Genomic DNA, 16,020 nt, shown 5'->3' with positions numbered 1-16,020 from the left:
TAACCGGCATCAGGCCATAAAACAAGTATCATTTGATACTGATAGTTTGCCAATATCATTATTTTATTTCGTTGCTATATTAACAACAAATCATCGTCACTAAAATATTAAATGCATTGCCCCAACTTTTGCGGGTTGCCGCACAAATAGTAATTTAAGCCCATGATAGCATTGAACCATAACCTGCAGCACCTGTTTAGCATCGCTCAAAAACCATCAAAAACGGGCATCGGCCTAATGTCTGGCACCTCATTGGATGGGCTTGACATTGCCCTGTGCAAATTTACCGATAATGGTTTAAGCACTCATTTTGAGCTGGTACAATTTATCACAATCCCCTATCCGGATGACTTTAAGCTGCAAGTTCAGCAGGTATTTGCCCGGCGTAATGCAGATTTGGAAAAGGTAACTTTACTTAACGCTTATATCGGCAGCTATCACGCCGAACTGATATTGCAGGCACTTGCTCAATGGAAAGTCGACCCACAGGAGGTTGATTTTATCGCCAGTCATGGTCAAACTATTTACCATGCCCCCCAGCGTTTACATCAGCATAAAAACTACCCTAACGCCACCCTGCAAATTGGAGACGGCGATCATATCGCCGTAAAAACCGGCATATTAACCATCAGCGATTTCAGGCAAAAGCATATTGCTGCCGGAGGAGAAGGCGCTCCGCTGGCTTTATATGGTGATGTATTATTGGGCAATAAAACCGGCCAAAACCGGGTGCTGTTAAACATAGGAGGCATTGCTAATTTAACCTGGCTTCCTGGCGACGGTGATTTTAACCGCGTGCTCTGCACAGATATTGGCCCCGGCAATACACTCATCGATGCTGCCTGCCGAAAATATTTTGATAAGCCTTTTGATGAGGATTCGGTCATCGCTTACAAGGGGCGGGTAAATAAAGATCTATTAACGGCGCTCCTCTCCCATTCGTTTTTTGATGAAAAAGGCCCTAAAACCACCGGACCAGAACTGTTCAACCTTGCCATGGTTGCTGAAGCACAGCAACGGTCAGGTACCGTGAAGATTAGTGGTGAAGATCTTATTTGTACCCTAAGTGCCTTCACAGCGGCATCTATAGCCGGTTTTGTTAAGGAAAATATCGCAGGGGATCATGTTAAAATTTTTACCAGCGGCGGCGGGGCGCGAAATCCATTTGTTATTGGGGAATTAAAAAAACTATTGCCCCAAGCGACAATAGAAGATAGCAGTTTACTTGGGATCAACCCCGACGCCAAAGAAGCTATATTATTTGCTTTATTAGCTAATGAAGCCTTATGCGGTGAGCCGATCAGGATCGGCGTTAACCCGGCAGTGTTGATGGGGAAATTCTGCTTCCCGGTTTAAGCGGGGAGTTCAAATTGATTATTTCCACGCAGAGCGGCATCACATACGTCTATACACTTGCGCTGTAAACGCTCCAAATAGCTTATCGCCCCATCTGCTGCTTCATGAACCTTCTGATCCGCTGCAACAAGGTACCCTTTCTGTTTGCCAGGAAATTTTTGATCGCCTTATAAGCCTCTTCATTCTCCTCTATGGTGTCGGGAAATTGCGTTACCTGTTTGCGTCCCATTTGCACATGGTACATATCCTCTTTATTGGAGTGTACGCCAGTACCATCATGGCCTATATTTTGAATAAGCGACTGCGACGGGTTCAGCGTCAACCCGTTCTTCAAAAAAATAGAGGCATACCAGCGAATGGCCCATGAATTATTTTTACCGGCCTTAAACTGCTCTATCTGCTTCCAGAAATTCATTTTGCCTTCTATCGAAAAGCGGGCTATTTTCAGCATATCAAACTGAGCAATCAGCTTATCAACATCGGGTTCAAAGTTTTTCCAGGCGCGTGCCCAGGTTGCCCAGCCCCAGCTGGTGGCTGCCCGATAAAAGAATGTTTCGGGCAGTTTTTTGTCATGCAAATTGTACATATAGGCGCCGATATGCATTACCTGTTCCTGGTTTGCATATTTTGTTAATGCGTCATTAAAATACTGCAGGGTATATGGGGAAGATAACAGATCGTCTTCAAAAACAATCACTTTACCATATTCATACACCAACTGTGTTACCCCGCTGATGATGGATTCGGCCAGACCGAGATTATGATTACGCAAAATAACTTTTACCGATTTAAAACCGCTTACATCTTTTACCAGTTGCCTCACCTGCTCAACCTTTGGCTTATCGGCATCAGTTTTGGCTGCATCACAAAAAATGTACAGGCGCGATTCATCGGCCAGTAAATTTTGCTGCAAATAACTGATGGTACGGCGGGTATGGTCGGGCCGGTTATAAACAAAAAGAGCTATCGGGGCAAGATTTTGCATGGTATGATTTCAGCAGATCAGGTATTGCAATTTAAACGCCTTGCATTAAGTCGGGCATTTAATTTGCAAGGCAAAATTATACCATAACCTTCCGATTGCAAACAAATAAAATAATTTGTTTTTATTCTGCCGATTTTACCGTAAATGTGGTCCGCCGGTTAAGCTGTCTGCCTGCAGGGTTATCCTTGCCATTTGGTAATTTGTTTGGGGCAACGGGCATTCTTTTCCCGTACCCGCGGGCTGTAATGCGTGCAGACTTAATACCTTGCAATAACAGGTAATCAACACAAGCCTCCGCGCGGGCCTGCGATAATTTCATGTTAGCGGCGTCGGTGCCTATCCCATCGGTATGCGAGCCAAGCTCGATCTTAATTTTAGGGTTATCGTTCATGATGGCCACCAGTTTATCCAGCGTATCAAATGATTCGGATCGGAGATGGGCGTTACCAAAATCAAAATAAATATTCTCGATAGTTATCTGAACATTGATCTTATAATTCTGCAGGCAAATTTCGGGGTTAATGAGCGTATCAATACCCGGCTTTACTATCGGTGCAGGAATAACTTTGGTAAAGTACCCCTTTTGCGAAATCTCCAGTTTATACCTTGGCAGTTTTTCCTTTACCTGGAAAACATAATCGCCTTTGGCATCGGTTACTTTAACAGCCAAACCCATTTTCACGTCCGGATCTTTAAGGATCACCCTTGCCCCTGCCATACCACCATTAGTGCGGCAATCAATTACACGGCCACTGATATATAAAAACTTATACTGCCCGGTAAACAGGCTTAAGCAGCAGTCAGAGCCGCGTGCCGAACTCAGGTAGAATTTATTTGGATTGGTTGGATCAAGGCTGTAGTACAAGTCGTCTTTAGATGAGTTAACCGGGTAACCTAAATTAACCGGGGCCGACCAACGACCAAAATCTCCTTCGCTGCGGTAAACATCAAAGCCGCCCATACCGGTAAAACCATTCGAGCTAAAAAACAACACTTTATCGGCCTGGTCATAATATGGCGACTGTTCATCATATGCTGTGTTTACCGCATCGCCCAGGTTACTTACAGTTTTCGGCTGCCCGGCATCATCAAGGTTACTTTCCCAAATGTCGTCACCGCCTTCACCGCCGGGCCTGTCTGATGCGAAAAACAATCGCCGGCCATCAGCGCTAACAAAAGGGTGCTTGGAATTATAGCCTTCGGCGTTAACAGTATTATTCAGCCTTACCGGCTGCTGCCATACGCTGTTTATCAGTTGACTAAAATAAATGGCAGATACTGTTTTCCCGTTCTTTTTATACCACCGGGTAAGGTACATCCTGGTGCCGGTACCATCAAGCGCAGATGTAGCGTATTCAATTTGTCCTTCTTTATCAAACGCGTTAAAGTTTGTGGCAAGCGCTTTAGTTGAATCGAGGATGGCAGAACTGTAAACCCTGTTGGTATAAAACTTATCCTTATCAACCAGGCGTGATGAGGTAAACCAATACCTGCCCAGGTTAACGGTAAGGGCGTAGTCGCCCTGGTCTTTATTTAAGAACACTAAAGCCGATACATCAACGGCGCGCGGGTGTTCCAATTGCTTTAATGCATACTCGCACGAGATTATTTCTTTTTTAGCGAGAGCGGCATACTGCGGATCGGGAGCGTTGTCTGCAAACTGCTTTAACTGGACCAATGCTTCATTATACTTTCCGTTTGCCTGCAGGCAGATGCCGTACCAAAGCGGTATTAACGGATATTGGGCAGTTGGTGCTTCCTTAGCCAATTGGGCATACCATATGGTAGCATCAGTATAATCTTTATACAAGCGGTATGATTCGGCCAGGCGATAAATAATGTATTGATTAGTCTCAGCCTTTTTTGAACTGATTTTTTTTACTGCTGATGAACGCGGCACACTGCTTTTTGGCTCATCGGTTGTACCATCGGCAATATGCTTGTAATAATAGGCGGCAGTATAATACTCATGCCTGTTAAAGGCAGTGTCGGCCAGTGCCCTGTAGTTTTTCGCTTGTCCAAATGAAACTACCGGAAAAAACAATAGTAAGAAATAAGGTAATAGTTTTTTCATATTATATCCTTGGACAAATTGGGGCCGGCGAATCCGTGTAGCGACTAAATATATAGCTTATTGATAGTTCAAAACCGCCGCGGCCTGATGTAACCGCGCGAAGCCCTGAAGTATTAAAATCATAACTGGCACCAATCACCATCCTGCGTATATGGTAACCAACGTTGGCAATTGCAGCATCCTGTACCCGGACCATACCACCGAGTACCAGGCCGTTATCATCGGCAAACTTAAGTTCAGAATATAGTCCGAAAGCTTTGATCTCGCCTTTGCCTTGTTTAACGTAAACTGCGTTTGGGATCAGGTCAAAAAAATCAGACGCTTTTATACGGACACCGCCATGCGCAGTAAACCGCATAGGCAATTTGCTGGCTATACCACCCGCGGCAAATGGATCTGTTACATCATTGATATGGTTAATACTAAGTCCGCCAAACAAATTGGCTTTATTCATTGGGTCGGCGTTATAGTAATAGATACCTGCGCCTGCATCAAATACCGTTTTTGATGAATAACCAAAATTTTCGAAATTGGGCAATGTAGGGTCGAAGCCGCTGTTCGGGTCGTACTGGTTATCAGACTGGAGCTTACCCGGATCAAAACTACGGCTGATAACACCCGCCTGCAAACCGAAATGCAGCCGCTGATTACCATCACCTGACAGCGTTATGCCATAACCGAATGAACCATAAGCTGTAAAGTAATTGTACCCGGCAGTGCCTGCTTTTTGATCAAGGATATTAAGGCCGATGCCCACTTTATCGGTTGGCTTGAAATCGGCCGATACACCTGCTGTGCGGTAGCCATTGTTGATGTTTGCCCACTGGTCCCTGTAGTTGGCAGATAAGCGCGTATCGCCGTCAAAAACGCCCGTAAGCGCAGGGTTGAGCCAAAGCGGGTAAGCGTAATACTGTGAAAAATGCGGATCAACCTGCGCCTTCACCGTTCCTGCAACTGCAAACTGCAGCGCTATTGTAATAATGAGTAGTAGTTTCTTCATCTTAATAGCGTAATTGTTCCTTTTTTATTCAATTGCGCCCCGTTATTCATTGCCGCTTTTAAATAGTATACGTATACACCCACGGGCATCAATGAGCCTTTATAATAACCATCCCATCCTTTGTTAACATCGGTTGATGTAAAAACCAATTGTCCCCATTGGTCATACACATTAAAGGAAAGTGTTTTTATATTTTTTCCATGTGCATAAATAATATCGTTATTTCCGTCGCCATTGGGGGTAAAGTTGTTGGCTACATATATTACATTGTTATTATCGATGGTGGCGGCGGTAACCGCGACCGAAGCCCCGCTAAGCGTACATGACGATGCTCCCAAAGCCTTCACTGTGATGGTCACTGATTCGTTTAAGCCAAGGCCGCTCACTTTATGCGTTAAACCGTTACTGCCCGAACTTGGCGCGGTATAGGTTAAACCATTGTTGGTACTTACCAGGTAACTGGTAGCGCCACTTACCGCGCTCCACTCAAAAGCTACGCTCGATGAGGTAACTTCGCCAACCGTTACCACCGGCGCATCAAGCGGCTTGGTCATCTGTACCTGCACTGTAACTCTTCCGCTGCTGTTGCACCCGGTGTTGTTGGTCGCTTCCAGATAATAATTTTTTGCCGATGTTAAGTTAGCCGTAACATATGTATTGCCCTGAGCAAGCAGGTTTCCACCGGTCGGTGCATCATACCAGGAAATAACTGCCCCGCCTGATGCGGACGCGGTTAATGTGGCACTGGTGCCCGGGCAAACAGAAGTGCCCGAACTGCTTACTGTAACCACCGGCAACGGAATGATAGCTACGCTAACCGTCCCCCGGGCCGAAGAACCGCATCCTGCAGCGTTAACAGCCTGTACATAATAGGTTGTTGCCGCTGTTACGTTGCTAATTGCATAACTGGTCCCGATATGTAAAATGTTAGCATCGGTGGCGCTGCCGTACCAGTTATAAACAATACCACTTTGCGCGTTTTGTATGGTAATTGTTGTTGTGGAGCCGGAGCAAACGCTAACGGTGCTTTGCGTAAATTGCGGCACCGCCGGTAATGGCGAAACAGTTACCTGTATTGTTGTTAAAGGACTGCTGCAGGCGCTGTTAGATGCTTCAACATAATAACTTTTGCCTGCGTTTAAAACAGGAGTTTTGTAGGTAGTACCCGTGGCAAGTATTGTAGTTTTAGCAGGCGAATCATACCAGTTGTAAGTTAACCCGGCCTGCGGCGAACTAATCGTTAACGTGGCTGCGGTTCCCTGGCAAATGGTTAGGCCCGATGCTACGGGCGACGGTGCAGGCGGAGGTGTTAAAACCTGAACACTGATCACATTACTTACCATTGGGGTTGTACAGGTACCTGATGATACTATACGGCGGTAGTAAGCGCCCTTGCTTAATACCGGCGGGTCATAGCTTTTTAATGTGGCCCCGGCAATATTAGCAAAGGTTATATTATCGGCAGATGACTGCCATTGGTATGAAAAAGTACCGTCACCACCGGCAGGCGTGCTGCCCGTAATTGCCGAAGGGTTACCGGTTACACAAAAATCAGTAACTGTGGGGGCTGTGATCTGATTATTGGTTACCGCTATCACGGGCTTAACAGTTAAACTTATCTTTCCGCGTGATGTAGAACTGCAACCTGTTGAACTAAGTCCCTCTACATAATAAGTTATCGCTGATGTTACATTTTGCAATACGAAAGTACTGCCGGTATGCAAAATATTGGCATCAGTTGCAGTACTATACCAGTTATAAATAACACCGCTTTGCGAATTTTGTACACTGAGTGTTACTGTTGAGCCCATACAGGCTGTAACCGTTGTTTGAGAAAACTGAGGCACAGCAGGCGCCAGGGTAACCTTTACCTGTATTGTTGCTAACTGGCTGCCGCAAGTGCCGTTTGATGCTTCGACATAATAATTTTTTCCTGCGTTTAAAACAGGAGTAGTGTATGAGGTACCTGTAGCAAGCACCGTGATTTTAGTCGACGAATCATACCAGTTATACGTAAACCCGGCCTGCGGCGAGGCAACTGTCAATGTAGCCGGGGTTCCCTGGCAAATGGTTATTGTTGACGCTGCAGGTGATGGAGGTGGTGGTGACGTTGAAACCTTAAGGAGCACTACATTACTAAGCGCCGGAGTTGTACATGCCCCGGACGAAACCATACGGCGATAATAAGTATCATTGTTTAGCACCGGCGGGTCATAGTTTTTTGATACAGCACCCGAAATATCATTAAATGTTGCGTTATCTGTGGATGATTGCCATTGATATGAAAAAGTTCCATCGCCCCCCCCGGGCACACTGCCTGTAATAGCCGCCGGATTGCCTGTTGAACAAAATTGGGTAACAGCTGGCGCTACTATCGTATTGTTATTTACCGCTGCTATCGGCCTTACGGTAACATCATAATAAGAATCATAATCTACTACGCCGGCGGTAGAGATCCTGCGGCGAAGGCTGTATACAATACTCGAAGCAGATGTATTTGTTAACGAAGATGTGATATAATCTTTTTGAGTATTTGCCGACGGTGCATTTACCCAGTTCCCGTTGTTATTTATTTGCCATAGATAACTGTCGGGCACGGGGTTTTTTATATCGCCGTTAAGTACAGCTGCAGCAGCGGAGCAAATGGTGATTGCCTGCAGAGGCACAACCGTAATATGGTATGGAGTAAACCGTGGTTCAACAGACCGCGGCTCCGTGTTAACAGGCAATGGGGTTTCAAATGCCCGGCTAAAACCAGCGGACGGGAGAAAAAACAGGCAAAATATTGCCCATAATACTATTTTATATAGAAGTGCAGGTTTAGGGTGCATAGCTTAAATTAACGGATAATGATAATAATTATCTTTCATATTACTAAACTTTCAAAATATTTAATCACTAATCAAACGGTTTCAACGCCAACCAGCGTTAAGTTGACCCAATCAGTTATGTTAATTAATTATTTTATTGTTAATCCAGGTTTATTAATAACGTTATATTACAACGGTATCCTAAGCTCTTCTACGATATAATTAATTATAATGTTCACATTATCAAAAAATTTCAAACTAAGCTTTACTGCAATTGAAGCTGTTACAAATTTTACCTTTTAAAGGTGAGTGCAAACCCGTATCAGTTTAGTGTATGATGTGAAAAACTATGAATTATTAATAGCCCCAATTTACAGGAAACACATTGGATAAGGGCCTGATGAAGGGCAACCTGCGCCGGTAGCGGTTTTATTTAATTAAGCATAAACGGTAAATGCAGCCCGGCTAATAACATAAACGGCAATATTATTGTGAACGCGGCGGCAATAAAACTATATAAAGGCCTGGAATACTATAGCAATTAATATAACTTAACTCATACCTTTTTCAGGATGCGATCAAATACTATATTAATATCTTCTGAAATTTTTAAAATATATGCCAAAAACACGTACACCACGCCCACGATAACCGATCTGTAAATCATATCTGCAAATACATTCTTTAACGACGGAAGATAAAGCCCGATAAGCAGGCAAACCGTAAAGATCAATAATATATATACGTGTGCCATTGCAAGAGGCTGCAGGTTAAACTTAATTTTAACAAAAAGCCAATAAGCAAAGTTTAGTACAAACATGGTGATCAGGTATGATAAGGCAGCACCCATCATGCCTAACATAGGTATCAGGACCAAATTTGACAGCACACAAAAAACCACCCCCGAAACAATAAAAACAGTGGTAAGCTTGTAATATTTAGATACATTCATGATGTAGCCATTTAACCCTCCTGTCATATCAACCAGAAAGGCCACGCCCACTATAATAAATACATTGAAATAATTGGCGTACTCAGGTTTATGTAACAACATTATAATAAACGACCTGTTAATAACCAAGCCTATGAAAAGCAGGCAGCCGATAAGCATTTGTACTACTGATGTTTTGTAATAAATTTTACCAATCTTGGCCAGATCATTAGTAACCCATGACTGGGCTATGATCTGCAGTGAGGTGCGGCTCAATGCCTTGGCCGGTAAACTTATCACTACCGCAATGGCGAAAAACGTACCATAAATACCTACATAACTAAATGACTCTTTGGTAAGCATGCTCAGCATCAGGGTATCAAGGTTCTGGATCATTACAAAGGAGCTGCCACTTAATACCGTAAAAATGCCATAGCTCAAAAACGTTTTTCTTTCGCTTAGCAGCTGAGCACCAACAGTCGAAAACTTAAAGTGCCGGCCTTTGCTAATATAGGCAAGCAACACCAATACAGCCACCAGGTTAGCTGTTATATATATCATCAAAAAAACATGATAATCAACCAGCTTAATGGCTATGAGCAAAACGCCCGCGGTTGTGAACAAACGTAACCCTACTTCGCGCAAAAAGGAAGAAAGTACATTTTTAAATACCGTAAGCGCCAGGTTTTCCAGAACAGAAAATACAAGCGTAAAAAATGACAAAGGAATAAGGTAATAGAAATACCTGATTAGTAGCGGTGCTCCATTCTTATTCTTATAGTAACTAATAATAAAATCCTTAAAAACTACAAAAAGCACCGTGAAGATCGCAAAACCTATCAGGCTCCAAACAGTAACAAAAGATGCGAAACCGCCATGTTTTTTATCGTCGCTGCGATAGTAAGGGAAATATTTAAGAATGATATTACCAATACCTAATCCTGCAAACTGTGCATAAAGCAGCGATATAGTCCCCATTAAAATAAAAAAACCGATCTCTTCTGTGGTAAGGATCCGCTGAAAAAGAATGATAAGGTTAAAGAAACCTAAAGCAACTCCCGCATACAATATGAGGCTGTTAAAAAATCCCTGTTTTTGTAATAGGTTCATTTAATTTTGTTATTGCTGATGCTGCTTTGGATAATATGATCAAGCAAAGCGATGCGCATGTGAATATCATAATTATTAATCATGTGGTTCCGCGCCGCTTTACCCATTTGCACGGATAATTCAACCGATTCTGCAAGGATGCTAATTCTTTCGGCCATTCCGGCTATATTGTATTCATCAACCAAAAAGCCTGTCTCGCCATCAATAACAGCTTCCTTGATTCCCGAATGGCGGGTTGAAACTACCGGCAAACCTGATGATGATGCTTCGAGCACGGTAACCGGGGTACCTTCTTTGTCGCCATTGGCCGCTGTAACCGAGTGTTGTACAAATGCCCGCATGGTTTTCATTAACGTGCGTATTTCTTCAGGCTTTAATACCCCGGTAAGCGTAACTTGCTCATTAAGCCCAAGGTTGGCAATCAGCTCCCGGGTTTCATCAAACAGCGGTCCGCCCCCAACCATCCACAGCCCGGCATCGGGGTGTTTTTCCTGTAAAATTTTAAAGGCCTTAACTAAGGATTGAGGAGATTTCTTTTCAACAAAACGCCCTACGAATAAAAAATCTTTAGCGGAGGCTGATGTATCAAGTAAAGGGAAAGCAGCAGTATCCACTCCGCATGAAGCGGTAAACACTTTATCGGCAGGAGCCCCCATTTCTTTCAAAGTAGCAGCCATATCTACCGATACAGCAATAAAGGCACTCGCGTACTTAAATGCATCCTGGTAAAGTTCGGCATACTCAGCAACTGTATCGCGATGATAAACATCGGCTCCATGAAAATGAATAATCAGGGGAACTCCGGCTAATTTACAAGCTTCAGTAACAGATGCGCCAACCATGCCATATTCAGCAAATACAGCATCTATTTTATGCTCTTTTAAATATTTATACAAGGCGCAGGTACGTACTTTGATATTTTTCCTCTTAAAGATTCTTTTTTGGATGAGATAACTCAGCAAGCCCAGTTTTGAGCGGATCAGGGTTTTACCTTCATGATCATAAACAGGAAAGGCGCCGCCGTATAAAACTTTTTTATTACCAGCCAGGCCATCAATATGCGCTTGTATAAAGGTCTCGGAAAAAGCAGACTTATTGGGCTTTATGATGCATAAATTATACGCCTGGCTCATTTCAACCTAACTTTTTACGGACATAATACCGGCGGAAGAAACTGCCCATTTTATACATCGCCTTATTAAAGATCCTTCGGCTGCGTTGTGACGCGGTTACCGGTTTTGGATGAAAGAACGCGGCTTCGAAATCGTCATTTTTTTCCAATACGATGTGTGCATAGTCGCCTACGTTCCACACGTTTTTGAGTTCGTACAGGATTACCTCAGTACCAGTATCTGCAGCCAATTTACCAATAACCTCAAAAGATATATGCTCATCAACAGGCTGCATGGTTTCGGGCTTATTAACTAACGACCATTTTAAGTTAGCCGGTGTAGGGACCGTTAAAACAATGCGGCCTTTATTGCGCAATATTTTTGCAAGCGCGGCATGAACAGCAGGCCTGTCTGTAACAGCTATATGTTCATACACATCCATAAAAACAATCAGATCAAACTGCTCATTAAAGGTATCGGGGGTAAGGATGCTTTCCTTAAAATTGAGCTTGCTGTCGCCAAAAAGCTTTTGAGCAATCTGGATAGACATCGTGCTGATATCAATTCCAGTAATAACGGCATCGGGCCAATATTTACGCATCCGCGAACATATATTGCCCATACCACAACCTACTTCCAAAATGCGGACCGGTGCTGAAGGCGTAAAACGCCTAATAGTTTCCCACCCAAACTCAATACGAGGGTTCACTACTATGTAATCATTAAGCTTGTTTTTGACGTGCTCATCATAATAAGACACAACGTTTTCGCGGTTCGGATTTTCAGTCATTACAGAGGATATAAAGCTATGCTTTGCAGGTACAAAGTTAATAAATAATATTAAAGGGGGTTTTGGGCAACAATTATACAGATAGCGCAGCCACGCTGTACCTGCGTTTTATCTTAACAAAGGTGTATAATCGGTCGTAGCATTTCATGCGGCTAAATTAACAGTTTTATTGTAGTTTTTCACGAGTAGGCTTTAAAGTGAAACAGGTTCTTCCAAAAGGAAAAACCTGTTTCACTTTATTAATATGGTCGGAATTAATGTATTGCAGTATACAGTTTTTTAATTTCTTTATCCGAAAGCACCCTGTCATACAAACGCATATCGTCCAAAGCGCCTTTCAGGAAGTATCCGGGAGAGGGTACATCAGGATTATCTTTACCAATGTAAGCGTCTGCGGCTATCGTGATATTTGGAGAAGGAAACCCGTCAAATGTACTATCTTTTACACCATCAATATAAAGCGATAGGGTGTGAGTAGTATAATTATACACAGAGGTTACCATATGCCAGTTATTCAAAGCAACAGCTCCACTGGTAAGTATTGTTAAAGGACTGGCTCCTTCGTTAAAGGTAACCAATCCCAAACCACCCTGCCCGGTAGATACAAAGTCATACCCGGAGATAGAAAGATTCCATCCATTACCTAACCCTGGCAATCTTTTAGCTATTATCTGTGAAGCAAATGAATTATTATATGCATCAAGCTTCACCCAGGTAGTAATTGTAAAATCTGTATGAGATAGCCTGAGTGTTTGTTTGTCTTTGACAACGATGTAGCTATTAAATCCATTAAAATAGTAAGCACTATTAGCATTCCCAAATCTATCAGCAACCTGTGTTAAATTATATCCGGAGCCATTGTTACTGTTGCCAGACACGTCAGATGTATTGGCGCCAAAAGGATAATAAGCTATAAGGCCAACCTTAAGGCTGTCTTTAACGGTTACGATACAGCTTATTGATTTTGTTTTTTCAGCATTGCTCACCGAAACTTTTGCATTTCCTTCACCTTTGGCTTCGATACGGCCTAATTTGCTAACAGTTATAATTGAGGTATCTGATGACAACCAAACCAGCTTCGTTGTGTCAAAATTTATAGGCCGAACCTTTACGTCTAATTGTACTGCCTGCCCGGTATACATGGTAAGCGTATCCCGCAATGAAATTTCACTAAGAGTTTTTGTACTGTCGGTTACCGGTTTAGGTTGGTCTGCAATTTTGGTACAGGACGTGTGTGCAAATGCATATAATGCTACCAGCAACGACAAAGGATAAAATTTCTTCATATGATAAGGTCATGGTTGTTAGCTGCAAATATAATAAGTTCATCTCAGTTACAAAAATTCCCACTGTCACCTCATCGCATTTTATAATAAATTAGTGTTAAAGTCGCATATTTTGCCGAAATTAATTATCCTTTATAATGGTTTTCATTGCTGCCTTTTTCTTAGCAGCTGTTTTTGTAGTCACCAGCACCACACCATTTACGGCCCTCTCGCCGTAAATAGCCACAGCGGTTTTATCTTTTAACACGTTTATCTGTTCAATATCGTTCGGATTAATTTTATTTAAAGATGATCCCTGGGCCAGGGCTACCCCATCGATAATAATCAAGGGCGCTAATTTGCTATTATACCCGTCTCCAATAATGATATGAGATTTCGTAGTATCAGTAACCACTCTACCTTCGTAAATAACCTGATTGCCCCCGGATGGATTTTCAACTGCACCAGTTTTATTTTCCCCCGCTTTTGCAGGCTTATCACCCGCCAGTGTAAAGCTTATCGGTACTGAGTACTGCACTTTTACCGGTTTTCCGTTTTGGATTCCCGGTTTCCAGGCCGGCGATATACTAAGCACTCTTAAAGCTTCCTCGTCGCAACCTGAGCCTATCCCTCTTACAACCTTCATGTTTGATAACGACCCATCTTTTTCAACAACAAAAGTTATGATCACCCGGCCCTGAACATTATTATCACGGGCGGCTTTAGGATACCTCAGGTTAGTCATCAGGAACTTTCCAAACGCTTCCAACCCACCCTTAAACTCAGGCACCTGCTCAACTGATGTAAATACCGGATCAGAACCTGATTGAGCCGAAGCTATTGAGAATGTTACTGGTGCAGTAGTCTTTGTAGTATCATCGCTGGGAGCAAGCGTAAAACTGATAGGCACTGAATATTGAGTCCTTACCGTACGATTTCCCTGCATACCGGGCTTCCAGTTAGGCGATAGTTTTATCACCCTTAATGCTTCGTTATTCAGATCATCCGTAATGCCCTTTACAATCCTTTCATTTGAAAGCGTGCCATCCTTTTCAACAACAAAGGTTATGATCACCCTTCCCTGGATCTTTTGTTCCCGGGCTGTTGCAGGGTATTTTATATTGGTAGATAAAAATTTACCAAAAGCCCCCAGCCCGCCCGGAAACTCGGGCAAACGGGCAACCGCAGTATATACCGGTGAGGTATCAGCTGCTACAACCGGCCTTTCAAGTTTAAGAGGCTCATCAATAGTAATCTCCGCCACTTTACTGGCCGGCGTCGAGAAAACTTTATCGGCCTTAGTGTTGATGACCGCAATGGTATCACTATTATTAATTGTAGCTGATGACAGTACCATCATCAAAATAAACAGAGGGGCCGACAGTCCGTATTTAATAAGCGTTATGCGGTGCGATTTATTTTTTTGCAACATGATAATACGTTCTTTCAACAAACTTTTGTTAAAAAATGAATTAACCAAGTTGTGTGAAGGCGTATTGAATGTTTGGCTTAAAAGCAGCATGGCATAATCGGCCTTATCAGTACCGGCTTCAACAGCATGCCTGTCGGCTATAAATTCGTGAATATGCTTGATCGCCCGACGATAGAAATAAACAATCGGGTTAAACCAGTTAATGATCATCACCAGTTCAACCAGCAACACATCGGCCGAATGCCATTGTTTGGCATGTACATCCTCATGCGTGGCTATAGCCGCATTCTCCTCCCCATCGGCATTTAATTTCACGGTTTTGAAAAAGGAATAGGATACCTGTGATTGCGGCTGACTAATCACCTTTTTTAGCTTAAACAACTGCCAGATCAATCTGAGCGATAAAAAAACGATACCCGCCGCATATATAATAAACAACACCTCCCCTATACTAATAGGCGATTCTTCAATAGGTTTAAAGTGATAAACCAATACCGGGCTACTGTACAGGGTATACTTTACCTGCTGGGTAATAAATAGATTTTGCACCCAATTGGCCTGGATAACGGGTATCATAAATGATAGTAAAGCGGCACTTACCAGGTAAAGCCTGTTAAGCTGAAAAAAGGTTTCTTTACGAAGCAACAGCACATAAAACCCGTAAAACAGCAACAGGTATATGTTTACCAGTAATAAATATTGCCACCAGCTCATAATTACTTTTCTTTTAGTTTTTCAATCAGTTTCATGATCTCATCGGCCTCTTTCAGGTCGATCTTTTCTTTCTTTACAAAAAATGAAAACATGCGGTTAACGGAGTTGTCAAAGTAACCGCTCAGCAGTTTATCAGTGGCAAAATTCTGGTATTGCTCTTTGCTGATCACAGGGTGATATTCATGGCTTTTGCCAAACGCGGTATGCCCAACAAAACCTTTGGTTTCCAGGATGCGAATTATTGTCGACACCGTATTGTAGGCGGGCTTGGGCTCGGGCAACTGGTCGATAACGTCTTTAACATACCCTTTTTTTAACTGCCAAAGCACTTGCATAATCTGTTCTTCGGCGCGGGTTAACTCTTTAATTTCCATGTGCGTACTTTAAATATTAATACCTCGTGTATTAATGTGTTTAATTGGTTAAACTAAGGTAAGGGAT

The 16,020-nt window shown here is 42.9% G+C and carries 11 protein-coding genes; 1 reads left to right on the top strand and 10 read right to left on the bottom strand.

Annotated features, from left to right (window positions below; genetic code table 11):
- Window positions 1-162 precede the first annotated feature (162 nt).
- Entirely contained in the window at window positions 163-1,356 is a 1,194-nt protein-coding gene (locus ABID99_RS28275; protein ID WP_373615833.1) for an anhydro-N-acetylmuramic acid kinase, read from the top strand.
- Window positions 1,357-1,438: 82 nt separating this feature from the next.
- Here ABID99_RS28275 and ABID99_RS28270 read toward each other — a convergent pair whose 3' ends face one another.
- From ABID99_RS28270 to ABID99_RS28225, 10 genes are all read right to left on the bottom strand, one after another.
- Window positions 1,439-2,341: a sugar transferase gene (locus ABID99_RS28270; protein ID WP_373615832.1), complete on the bottom strand. Its 903-nt coding sequence runs from the start codon at window positions 2,339-2,341 to the stop codon at window positions 1,439-1,441.
- 121 nt (window positions 2,342-2,462) lie between these two features.
- The gene (locus tag ABID99_RS28265) at window positions 2,463-4,415 is read right to left on the bottom strand and encodes an OmpA family protein (protein WP_373615831.1); all 1,953 of its coding nucleotides are present in this window, start codon (window positions 4,413-4,415) and stop codon (window positions 2,463-2,465) included.
- A gap of 1 nt (window position 4,416) precedes the next feature.
- Window positions 4,417-5,415, bottom strand: coding sequence for a PorP/SprF family type IX secretion system membrane protein (locus ABID99_RS28260; RefSeq protein ID WP_354486972.1), 999 nt, complete (start codon window positions 5,413-5,415; stop codon window positions 4,417-4,419).
- Window positions 5,412-8,246: a gliding motility-associated C-terminal domain-containing protein gene (locus tag ABID99_RS28255; protein WP_373615830.1), complete on the bottom strand. Its 2,835-nt coding sequence runs from the start codon at window positions 8,244-8,246 to the stop codon at window positions 5,412-5,414. Before ABID99_RS28255 ends, ABID99_RS28260 begins: the two co-directional genes overlap by 4 nt.
- 535 nt (window positions 8,247-8,781) lie before the next feature.
- Complete coding sequence (locus ABID99_RS28250) at window positions 8,782-10,266, bottom strand: polysaccharide biosynthesis C-terminal domain-containing protein (protein WP_188834698.1); 1,485 nt, start codon at window positions 10,264-10,266, stop codon at window positions 8,782-8,784.
- Complete coding sequence (locus ABID99_RS28245) at window positions 10,263-11,399, bottom strand: glycosyltransferase (protein ID WP_373615829.1); 1,137 nt, start codon at window positions 11,397-11,399, stop codon at window positions 10,263-10,265. The genes ABID99_RS28250 and ABID99_RS28245 overlap by 4 nt, the downstream gene beginning before the upstream one ends.
- A gap of 1 nt (window position 11,400) precedes the next feature.
- Window positions 11,401-12,168 carry a bifunctional 2-polyprenyl-6-hydroxyphenol methylase/3-demethylubiquinol 3-O-methyltransferase UbiG gene (locus ABID99_RS28240; protein WP_090534691.1) on the bottom strand — a complete coding sequence of 256 codons (768 nt, stop codon included), beginning with the start codon at window positions 12,166-12,168 and terminating at the stop codon, window positions 11,401-11,403.
- A gap of 254 nt (window positions 12,169-12,422) precedes the next feature.
- Complete coding sequence (locus ABID99_RS28235) at window positions 12,423-13,454, bottom strand: LamG-like jellyroll fold domain-containing protein (protein WP_373615828.1); 1,032 nt, start codon at window positions 13,452-13,454, stop codon at window positions 12,423-12,425.
- 121 nt (window positions 13,455-13,575) lie between these two features.
- Complete coding sequence (locus tag ABID99_RS28230) at window positions 13,576-15,579, bottom strand: TonB family protein (RefSeq protein WP_373615827.1); 2,004 nt, start codon at window positions 15,577-15,579, stop codon at window positions 13,576-13,578.
- Between the two features lie 2 nt (window positions 15,580-15,581).
- Window positions 15,582-15,953 (bottom strand): BlaI/MecI/CopY family transcriptional regulator, encoded by a 372-nt coding sequence (locus tag ABID99_RS28225; RefSeq protein ID WP_121233788.1) that lies wholly within the window; start codon window positions 15,951-15,953, stop codon window positions 15,582-15,584.
- Between the last annotated feature and the right edge of the window lie 67 nt (window positions 15,954-16,020).

It is taken from the genome of Mucilaginibacter sp. OAE612, from assembly GCF_041806395.1.
Lineage (GTDB): Bacteria > Bacteroidota > Bacteroidia > Sphingobacteriales > Sphingobacteriaceae > Mucilaginibacter > Mucilaginibacter rubeus.
This window is presented reverse-complemented; position numbering and strand designations above follow the sequence as displayed.

Excerpts from the sequence above, each read along its gene's own strand:
- ABID99_RS28275 (WP_373615833.1), top strand. The coding sequence starts at position 163 with ATGATAGCATTGAACCATAACCTGCAGCACCTGTTTAGCATCGCTCAA.
- ABID99_RS28270 (WP_373615832.1), bottom strand. The coding sequence starts at position 2,341 with ATGCAAAATCTTGCCCCGATAGCTCTTTTTGTTTATAACCGGCCCGAC.
- ABID99_RS28265 (WP_373615831.1), bottom strand. The coding sequence starts at position 4,415 with ATGAAAAAACTATTACCTTATTTCTTACTATTGTTTTTTCCGGTAGTT.
- ABID99_RS28260 (WP_354486972.1), bottom strand. The coding sequence starts at position 5,415 with ATGAAGAAACTACTACTCATTATTACAATAGCGCTGCAGTTTGCAGTT.
- ABID99_RS28255 (WP_373615830.1), bottom strand. The coding sequence starts at position 8,246 with ATGCACCCTAAACCTGCACTTCTATATAAAATAGTATTATGGGCAATA.
- ABID99_RS28250 (WP_188834698.1), bottom strand. The coding sequence starts at position 10,266 with ATGAACCTATTACAAAAACAGGGATTTTTTAACAGCCTCATATTGTAT.
- ABID99_RS28245 (WP_373615829.1), bottom strand. The coding sequence starts at position 11,399 with ATGAGCCAGGCGTATAATTTATGCATCATAAAGCCCAATAAGTCTGCT.
- ABID99_RS28240 (WP_090534691.1), bottom strand. The coding sequence starts at position 12,168 with ATGACTGAAAATCCGAACCGCGAAAACGTTGTGTCTTATTATGATGAG.
- ABID99_RS28235 (WP_373615828.1), bottom strand. The coding sequence starts at position 13,454 with ATGAAGAAATTTTATCCTTTGTCGTTGCTGGTAGCATTATATGCATTT.
- ABID99_RS28230 (WP_373615827.1), bottom strand. The coding sequence starts at position 15,579 with ATGAGCTGGTGGCAATATTTATTACTGGTAAACATATACCTGTTGCTG.
- ABID99_RS28225 (WP_121233788.1), bottom strand. The coding sequence starts at position 15,953 with ATGGAAATTAAAGAGTTAACCCGCGCCGAAGAACAGATTATGCAAGTG.